This is a genomic window from Nocardiopsis valliformis DSM 45023, from assembly GCF_000340985.1.
GTDB classification, from domain to species: domain Bacteria; phylum Actinomycetota; class Actinomycetes; order Streptosporangiales; family Streptosporangiaceae; genus Nocardiopsis; species Nocardiopsis exhalans.
On the sequence record NZ_ANAZ01000049.1, the window covers coordinates 36078 to 45004 of the forward strand.

The 8927-nt window shown below is 70.5% G+C and carries 9 protein-coding genes; 5 read left to right on the forward strand and 4 right to left on the reverse strand.

Translation table 11 applies throughout. The features are described from left to right. Positions 1 to 89: 89 nt before the first annotated feature. A complete protein-coding gene (gene serS, locus D457_RS0129340; protein WP_026117155.1) occupies positions 90 to 1370 on the forward strand; it encodes a serine--tRNA ligase in 1281 nt (426 codons plus the stop codon). 97 nt (positions 1371 to 1467) lie between these two features. Here the strand turns inward: serS and D457_RS0129345 are convergent, their stop codons facing one another. Together D457_RS0129345 and D457_RS0129350 are read right to left on the reverse strand one after the other, a co-directional pair. Next, positions 1468 to 2022: a bacterial proteasome activator family protein gene (locus D457_RS0129345; RefSeq protein WP_017584236.1), complete on the reverse strand. Its 555-nt coding sequence runs from the start codon at positions 2020 to 2022 to the stop codon at positions 1468 to 1470. 33 nt (positions 2023 to 2055) lie between these two features. Beyond that, positions 2056 to 3030 carry an NAD(P)H-quinone oxidoreductase gene (locus D457_RS0129350; protein WP_017584237.1) on the reverse strand — a complete coding sequence of 325 codons (975 nt, stop codon included), beginning with the start codon at positions 3028 to 3030 and terminating at the stop codon, positions 2056 to 2058. A 174-nt stretch (positions 3031 to 3204) separates the two neighbouring features. Between D457_RS0129350 and D457_RS35185 the strand changes: the two genes are divergently transcribed. The 3 genes from D457_RS35185 to D457_RS0129365 all read left to right on the forward strand — a co-directional run bounded on the left by D457_RS35185 (position 3205) and on the right by D457_RS0129365 (position 7195). Continuing rightward, positions 3205 to 5085, forward strand: coding sequence for a MinD/ParA family ATP-binding protein (locus tag D457_RS35185; RefSeq protein ID WP_017584238.1), 1881 nt, complete (start codon positions 3205 to 3207; stop codon positions 5083 to 5085). 137 nt (positions 5086 to 5222) lie between these two features. Next, positions 5223 to 6143 carry a universal stress protein gene (locus tag D457_RS0129360; RefSeq protein ID WP_017584239.1) on the forward strand — a complete coding sequence of 307 codons (921 nt, stop codon included), beginning with the start codon at positions 5223 to 5225 and terminating at the stop codon, positions 6141 to 6143. 119 nt (positions 6144 to 6262) lie between these two features. Continuing rightward, positions 6263 to 7195: a universal stress protein gene (locus D457_RS0129365; RefSeq protein ID WP_017584240.1), complete on the forward strand. Its 933-nt coding sequence runs from the start codon at positions 6263 to 6265 to the stop codon at positions 7193 to 7195. A gap of 63 nt (positions 7196 to 7258) precedes the next feature. On the opposite strand, the gene D457_RS0129370 is transcribed toward D457_RS0129365, so the two are convergent. Continuing rightward, positions 7259 to 7474, reverse strand: coding sequence for a hypothetical protein (locus tag D457_RS0129370; protein WP_017584241.1), 216 nt, complete (start codon positions 7472 to 7474; stop codon positions 7259 to 7261). Positions 7475 to 7824: 350 nt separating this feature from the next. On the opposite strand from D457_RS0129370, the gene D457_RS0129375 reads away from it, so the two are divergent. After that, positions 7825 to 8259: a hypothetical protein gene (locus D457_RS0129375; protein WP_017584242.1), complete on the forward strand. Its 435-nt coding sequence runs from the start codon at positions 7825 to 7827 to the stop codon at positions 8257 to 8259. A 7-nt stretch (positions 8260 to 8266) separates the two neighbouring features. Here the strand turns inward: D457_RS0129375 and D457_RS33725 are convergent, their stop codons facing one another. Next, on the reverse strand, positions 8267 to 8569 hold the full coding sequence (locus tag D457_RS33725; protein WP_017584243.1) for a CPCC family cysteine-rich protein: 303 nt from the start codon (positions 8567 to 8569) through the stop codon (positions 8267 to 8269). Positions 8570 to 8927 lie beyond the last annotated feature (358 nt).

The window sequence follows — 8927 nt, forward strand, 5'->3', positions numbered from 1 at the left end:
GAAGGGGATACGGGGCGCGGGACGTTTCATGACGTGACTGTCGGCAAAAGATGTGGGCCCGGGCCGGGGCGGGCGGTAACCTGCAAGACGTGATCGACCTTCGCGCTCTTCGAGAAGACCCCGAACAACTCCGTGCATCGCAGCGGGCCCGCGGTGAGGACCCCGCTGTGGCCGACAAGCTGCTCGAACTGGACGCCAGTCGCCGCTCCGCGCTGACCCGGTTCGAGACACTGCGCGCCGAGCAGAAGAGCGTGGGCAAGTCCGTCTCCAAGGCCTCTCCCGAGGAGCGCGAGGAGCTCCTCACCCGGGCCAAGGCGCTCTCCGCCGAGGTCAAGGAGGCCGAGGCCGAGGCCGGACGGCTCGGTGACGAGCTCGACGCCGTCCTGAAGCGGGTACCCAACCTCGTCGAGGAGGGCGCTCCCTCCGGCGGTGTGGACGACTTCGTGGTGCTGGAGACCGCGGGTGAGCCCCGCGAGTTCGACTTCACCCCGCGCGACCACCTGGAGCTGGGCGAGATGCTCGGCGCCATCGACATGGAGCGCGGCGCCAAGGTCTCCGGCGCGCGGTTCTACTTCCTCAAGGGCGTGGGCGCCCAGTTGGAGCTGGCCCTGCTCAACATGGCGATGAACCAGGCCATCGAGGCCGGTTTCACCGCGATGATCCCGCCGGTCCTGGTCAAACCCGAGACGATGGAGGGCACCGGGTTCCTCGGCGAGCACTCCGACGAGGTCTACAACCTGCCCGCCGACGACCTCTACCTCGTGGGCACCTCCGAGGTGGCGCTGGCCGGGTACCACGGCGGCGAGATCCTGCCCGCCGACGCGCTGCCCAACCGCTACGTCGGCTGGTCGTCCTGCTTCCGCCGCGAGGCCGGCTCCTACGGCAAGGACACCCGCGGCATCATCCGCGTTCACCAGTTCAACAAGGTGGAGATGTTCGTCTACACCACTCCGGAGCAGGCGCACGAGGAGCACCAGCGGCTCCTGGCCTGGGAGCGGGAGATGCTGGACAAGCTCGAACTGCCCTACCGCGTGGTGGACATCGCCGGCGGTGACCTCGGCACCAGCGCGGCCCGCAAGTACGACTGCGAGGCGTGGGTCCCCACCCAGGAGACCTACCGCGAGCTCACCTCCACCTCGAACTGCACCGAGTTCCAGGCCCGCCGCCTCAACGTGCGCTACCGGGACGAGGACGGCAAGCCCCGCTTCGCCGCCACCCTGAACGGCACGCTCGCCACGACGCGGTGGATCGTCGCGATCCTGGAGAACCACCAGCGGGAGGACGGCTCGGTCGTCGTCCCCGAGGCCCTGCGGCCCTACCTGGGCAAGGACGTCCTCGAACCGGTCCAGGCGCCCAAGGCCAAGAAGTAGGCACAGCAGTAGTCCGAAACGCACGAGCGGAGCCCGTCCCCGGTGGGGGTCGGGCTCCGCTCGCGTCTACGACAGGCTTCGGATTCCTTGTAGGGGCCTACAGGTACGGGCCCGAACCCATGTGCGGCTGCTCATCCTGTCCCGGGCCGTCGGCGCCGGGGCCCTGGGCCTGGAGCCCGGACATCCCCGGGGGAAGCGCCTTGCGCATGTTCTCCAGCTGGGCGCGGGCCGCCATCTGCTGGGCGAACAGCGTGGTCTGGATGCCGTGGAAGAGCCCTTCCAGCCAGCCCACCAGCTGGGCCTGGGCGATGCGCAGCTCGGCGTCGCTGGGCGCGGAACCCTCGGCGAAGGGCAGGGTCAGCCGGTCCAGCTCCTCGATGAGCTCGGGGGCGAGCCCGTCCTCCAGTTCCTTGATCGAGGAGGTGTGGATCTCCTTCAGCCGGGCGCGGCTGGCCTCGTCCAGCGGGGCCGCCTTCACCTCGTCCAGCAGCTGGCGGATCATGCTGCCGATCCGCATCACCTTGGCGGGCTGCTCCACCATGTCCGCGAGCGAGCGCGGCTCCCCTGAGCCGTCCTCGGCCCCGGCCCCGTGGTTGTCCTCGGTCCCCACCACCAGGACCTGTGGTTCCTTCTGGCTGTCTGCGTTGCTCATCGATCCCCTAGTTCGGCTGTGTACGGCACGCGGTCAACGGGTGAGAAGGATCTTGCCGGTGTGCGCGCTCGACTCCATGACACGGTGCGCCTCCGCCGCGTCCCGCAGGGGCAGGGTGCGGTCGACGACGGGGCGGATGGCTCCTCCCTCTACCAACGGCCAAACCTGCTCCAGTACTCCCGAGACGATGGCCGCCTTCTCGGCCCCGGGCCGGGAGCGCAGTGTGGTCGCCTGGACGGAGAGGCGTTTGGCCAGCATGCGGCCCAGGTCGATCTCGGATCGCCGCCCGCCCATCAGCCCGATGATCACCAGACGGCCGTTCGTGGTCAGCGAACGCAGGTTCGCATCCAGGTACGAACCGCCCATGATGTCGAGGATCAGGTCGGCGCCGCCCTCGGCCCGCAGACGCTCGGTGAAGTCCTCGGTCCGGTAGTTCACCGTGATCTCGGCGCCCAGCTCGCGGCAGCGCCCCAGCTTCTCGTCGCTGCCCGCGGTCACCGCCACCCGCGCGCCCAGGGCGCGGGCGAACTGGACGGCGAACGTGCCGATCCCGCTGCCGCCGCCGTGGACCAGGACGGTCTGCCCGGAGCGCAGGCCGCCGACCATCACCAGGTTCGACCACACCGTGCAGGCCACCTCGGGCAGCGCGGCCGCCTCGACCAGGTCCACCCCCTTTGGAATCGGCAGGAGCTGGCCGACCGGGACGGCGACTTTCTCGGCGTACCCGCCGCCGGTCAGCAGGGCGCAGACCGGGTCCCCCACGGACCAGCCGGAACCCTCGGCTCCGGGGCCGAGTTCGGTGATAGTGCCCGAGCACTCCAGGCCCGGATATTCGGAGGCGCCGGACGGCGGCGGGTAGTTGCCCAGGCGTTGGGCCACGTCAGCCCGGTTGACCGCGGTGGCTGCCACGTCCACCAGGACCTCGCCCTCCTGGAGGACGGGGTCGGGGACCTCGGACCAGGACAGGACCTCGGGTCCGCCCGGTTCGGTGATTCGGATCGCGTGCATGGGGCCGACAGTACCCAGCCTCTGGAGGGGACGGGAGTGGGGGAACACTGTTCAGCGCCCATGAAGGGATGCTTTGCTGGGTCTGTGCGGGTAAGAGAACCCCGAGGGCCCACCCCGACACCCCGAAAGGGCCCGACCTCCACAGCACGCCCCCTTGACGCAGGAGTAGCCCCGGTGGCACAGCACGAACAGAACGGGTCAGGCGCCGAATCGGAGTCGCACGAGCGCACGGAGTCGATCCGGCGCCGGACGGACGACTCGGCGGAGTTCGGCGAGTCGGCGACCGAGGTCACCCAGGGCCCGTCCACGGCCGCATCCACGTCCGAACCCGAACCCGCACCCGCCCCCTCGCCCAGGGAACAGTGGTTCGGCGGGTTCGAGGGTGCGCCACCACCACCGCCGCCCTACGCCCAGATCCCGGAGGACACCCCGCCCCCGCCGCGGGGGACCCCCTTCCGGGCACCGGCCCCGGAGGAGGCCGCGGACCGCACCGAGGACGACGAGGCCACCTTTGACGAGCCGTCGGACGACTCGGCTGACGACGCCGACGACCCGGAGGAGATGCGCAGTAGCACAGTCCGCCTGATGCCGGGCAGCCGGAACCGTCCCCGGCCCTCGGGGCCCTGGCAGGAGGAACGCCGCCCGCAGCGCCCCCAACGTCTGGGACAGGACCCGCTGGGCCCGCGCAAGCTGCGCGGCGACTCCGACGTCCCCGAACCCGAACAGCTGCCCCCGCTGGAGGCCGAGCGCACCGAGCGCCTGGGGCCGGGCGCCCCTCCCCGAAACGCACCCCTGGCACCGTGGGGCACCGAAGACACCGGGCCCTCGAGCGGCCCATCCGCCGGCGCCGGGCCCACCGAAGCTGAGTCGGTCGGTACCGGGTCCGTCGGTACCGAGGCCACGGGCACGGAGAGCCTGGGCACGCCCAACCCCTGGGGCACCCCCAGCGGCGGGAACGCGGTGCAGCGGACCGAACCGCTCCCCGAACGTCCGGACCCGCCGCGATCCCTGACCGGGCCGCGCGACCCCGGATCGGCGCCCTCACCCTGGGCCGGGACCGGCGCTCCGGGGCGGCCGCCCGCGCCCACGTCCTCCCCCGCGCCCGCCACCCGTAATGGCGCGGACCAGGGCGAGACCTCCGACTCCCTCAACGCCGCCACCCTGGTCCGCAACCGCCGCCAGGGCCCCAGCACCGGGTGGCGCAAGGCCGTGCACACCGCCAGCCTCGGCCTGATCAACCCGGGCGAGTCCGCGCGCGTACTGCGCCAACGCGAGCTCGTCGCCCGAGCCTGCACCCCGGTCGCCTCCGGCCACCACCGGGTGGCGGTCCTGAGCCTCAAGGGCGGGGTCGGCAAGACCACCACCACGGTCGCGCTGGGCGCCACCCTGGCCTCCCTGCGCGGCGACCGGGTCCTGGCGGTTGACGCCAACCCCGACCGCGGGACCCTTTCGGACAAGGTGCGCCTGGAGACCGCGGCGACCATCCGGGACCTGCTCAACGAACGCCACCTGGTGTCCCGCTACGCCGACATCCGCGGCTTCACCTCCCAGTCGCCCAGCCGCCTGGAGATCCTCGCCTCCGACCGCGACCCGGCGGTCTCGGAGGCCTTCAGCGACGCCGACTACCGCGAGGTGGCCCGGATCGTCGAGCACTTCTACTCCATCTGCCTCACCGACTGCGGCACCGGACTCCTGCACGACGCCATGCGCGGGGTGCTCGGCCTGGCCAACCAGGTGGTGCTGGTCAGCTCGGCCTCCGTGGACGGGGCGCGCAGCGCCAGCGCCACCCTCGACTGGCTGGAGGCCCACGGCCACGTCGACCTGGTCCGCGGCGCTGTCGTGGTGCTGTCCATGGTCCGCTCCAACGCCAAGAGCAGCGTCGATCTCAACCGGTTGGAGGAGCACTTCGCCGGACGCTGCCGCTCCGTCGTGCGGGTCCCCTGGGACGGCCACCTGGAGGAGGGTGCCGAAGTGGACCTGGACCAGCTCGCGCCCGCCACCAAGGACGCCTACCTGCAACTGGCCGCGAGCGTGGGCGAGGCCTTCGCCCGCTAGCCTCGACAGCCGGATCGGGTTCGGGGAACGGGTGGGGCGGCGCTCCGGAGAGAGGGAGATCCCAAAACGCGCGGGCCTCCCCGCTCTGGTTTCTCACGACTCGATCCCGACAATGGAAGAGAGGGGAAGAGGTGGACATGAACGCACAGGAACGCCCGCCCGCGGTCATCGTGGGGGTGGACGGCTCACCCACCGCCCACGCGGCACTGATCTGGGCCACGGAGGCCGCTGCCCGGCGCCGGGAACAACTCCGGATCGTGCACGGCCTCGGTGTGCCGATGGTGATGGGAACCTTCTCTGACTCCCAGTCGGAGCGGTACAAGGCAGGCGAGGCGGCCCGGGAGGCCGGTCACACCGTCCTCACCGAGAGCTCCGCCTACGCGCGCGGCGCTCGGCCGGATCTGGACGTGGCCACGGTACTGGCCCCGGAGGACGCACCGGCGGTCCTGCTCAACGAGGCCCGGCGCGGGGATGTGATCGTGGTCGGCTCCCGCGGTCTGGGCGCTATACGCGCCATCATGCTCGGTTCGGTGAGCGTACGGACCTCCTCACACGCGCCCTGCCCGGTGGTGGTCGTTCCCGAATCGGACGACCGGGACCGGCACCGGGGGAAAGTGGTCGTGGGCGTGGACGGCTCGGACTCCTCCCGCCGGGCCCTGCGCTTCGCCCTGAACCACGCGCTGGCCACGGGTTCGGAGGTCATGGTGGTCAACAGCTGGGAGGTGCCGCTGCCCGAGGACGAGGCCTCCCTCGCGGCCGACGCCCAGTCGCTGCACGAGGAGGTCTTCGACCGCCAGTCCGAAGAAGTCGTCGCCGGGGTACTGGCCGAGGTGATCGACGACCGGACCCAGGACCTGGACATCAGCGCCGTCCGCATGCAGGCCGACCCGGTGGAGGCCCTGCTCAAAGCCGGGGAGGACGCCGACCTCATCGTCGTCGGCTCCCGCGGCCGCGGTGGCGTCCGGGGCCTGGTCATGGGTTCCACCAGCCAGGGGGTCCTGCACCACGCCCGCGGCCCCGTCGCTGTACTCCCGCCGCACTCCGACGAGACCGACTGACTGCCCAGAGGCGAAGGTCCCTGTTACGGGGGTCGCTTTCCCCGCGCCGTTCCCGCATGATCCTGCTCTACTTGGTGATGATGGTGGGCAGCGCTGGATCACGTCCCAAAGGGGGAAGAATGGCAAGCAGCCAGGACCGGCAGGCCAAGGTCATCGTGGGTGCGGACGGTTCGGACCACTCGCATGCGGCACTCGAATGGGCCGCAGCCGAGGCCGTACGCCGTGGGGTCCCACTGCACATCGTGCACGCGCTCGGCATGCCGCTGATCGTTTCGGCCTACGGCGGACCGACCCGCTTCGGACCCACCGACGAGATCTCGGACCAGGCCACCGTCGTGCTCACCAACGCCGTCGCCCAGGTCCAGAAGTCCCAGCCGACCCTTGAGGTCGATTCGCTGACCGCCCTCGAAGAGGCTCCGCTGGCACTGATCCGGCAGGCCCACCCGGGCGACCTCATCGTCCTGGGCACCCGCGGTCTGGGCACCGTCGCGTCGATGTTCGTCGGCTCCGTGAGCGTGCGTGTGGCGGCTCAGGCCCCGTGCCCCGTCGTGGTGGTCCCCTCCGACGACGAGGGCAAGCCCGCGACCACCAAGCTGGACCGGATCGTCGTCGGCGTCGACGACTCCACGACCGCCCGCCGGGCCCTGGGCCTGGCCGTCAGCCTCGCGGCCGAGGCCGACGCCGAACTCGTCGTGGTCAACAGCTGGGAAGTGGTCTACCCGTACGACCCCGTCGCGATGACCGCCGCGGGCTACCTGCCCCAGGACAACGTCTTCGACAAGCACTCCGAGGAACTGGTCGCCGAACTGATCGCCGACGTCATGGACGAGCAGCGCGACGACGTCGACATCGATGTCACCGTGGTGCGGACCCGGTCCAACCCGGTCGACGCCCTCCTGGAGGCCTCCGCGAGCGCCGACGCCGTCGTCGTGGGATCCCGGGGCCGGGGCACGGTCCGGGGGTTGCTCCTCGGCTCCGTCAGCCAGGGGGTCCTGCACCGCTCCAAGATCCCCGTGGTGGTGCTCCCCAAGCACGCCGACGAAGACAACTAGGGGTTCGTCTCACCGGCCGGGGCCGTCCGCAATCGCGGACGGCCCCGACCGCGTCGAAAGGGCCTACCCGTCGCGATCGGGCCCGCCTGATTCACGGCCGCCGTGACTGGCCAGAACATAGGCGCCGCTCACGACGAAGGGCGCGAGCACGAAGAAGTAGACGACCCACGTCCCTCCGAAGTAGGGGACCAGCACCGCCAGGGCACCGGCCGTGAAGACGATCCCGAGGATGACCCACAGGACCTTCTGTCTCCAAGGAGCTCTTCTGATCGTCCTCACCTCGAACTCTCGTGAATGTACCGCCGGGCTGGGTGTATCGAAGCGGTGACTCCGGGGCATACCTGCGTCAGAGCGGCCCAAACCACCGCCGTCAGCCGTATATGGGGTCTGGCCGGGAGCAAATCCTCCCCACCTGCACGGAGCCGGAGCGCGAACTCCCCGAATTCGCAACGGATCCCGCCTCCCGGACGCGAAGTCCGTTCCCGAATCCGGGACCCGTACCGCGCCCTGGAAGCGACCCGTCGACGGTCTTCGTGGGGCCCAGAGCACGGAACGAGCCACAGAGGCAGCCTCCCTGGCCTTCGCCCGGAACACCTGGCACCATGTCGACATGACCACTCACAAGGGAGATGCCGCGTAGAAGCCCCGGCGCCCTACGCGCGGAACAGCCCCCGACCAAGTCCTCCCGGTCCCACATCCGAGGGATCTCCTCCGGGACCTGCCACGCCATCCACCTGATCGAGCGGCGCTCCCGCAACGCCGCCCACTCCGTCGGCTTCACCGCCATAGCCCTGGACAAGTACGAGCGGTTCGTGAGGACCGGCGGTTATGGGGCGCTTTTCCCAGCCAACGCGGCCTGCCTCTGTCCCGGCTGCGACCTCGACGACGTGCGCCACGCCCGCGACCTCCTCGAGTTCGTCCTGCGGAAGCTCCCCAAGCGAGCCCACAGCGAACTGCACCGCCACCTGGCCCCCCTCGACGAGCTCTACCTCCGCCGTACCCTCCCCAACCCCTTCGCCGACCTCGACCACCCCTGGTGGCACCGCCGCTTCGAAGCCGACTGAACCAGCCCTAACCGCGGCGCCAGAACGTGGGAAGCCACCAGCAGAGCACGGAACGATCCTCGGGCCATGGGAGGCGGTCCGCCGCCTCCCAGTCCTCGAAGGAGCCGCGCGCGAGATCGATCGGACGCCACTCCGGATCAAGCGGCTCATCGGAGTTCGGCGGCCTGACAAACACCAGATGGCGCTCTTCATCAGCGCCGAAGTCCCGGTAGTTCCGCTGGGCTTCGACCAGGGAGACCCCGTTCGCGGCACCCCGGCTGTTCAGGCGTGCTCGCGCCGGCACCTGATCGATAAAGGTGTGGTTTTCCATCACCAGGCACCCTGAGTACTCGTCATCGGAGCCGGTACCTTGGCCCCGGATGCGCCTTCACGATGGACTTCCTCGGCGGGGAACCCCTGTTCAGGTCCCTATCGCGCGACTACTCAGAGGCCACTGCGGTTATGCGCGGTCGAACCCGGGCTTCTCCGACGTGGGGTGCGCGGGGGCGATGGCGGGCCTCACCGCAGTCGGTTGGGCGCCCCGCGGGCTGTCCTCAACCCGGGCGGATGCGTGTCCGCTGCTTCCGAAACCCCTGTATCCCCGGTGATCTTGCTACCAGAAGCAAGTTCGGCGCCGATTTCGCTCCTGGCCCTCTTTGCCAGGCTGGTTGTGAGTCACTCCACGACCG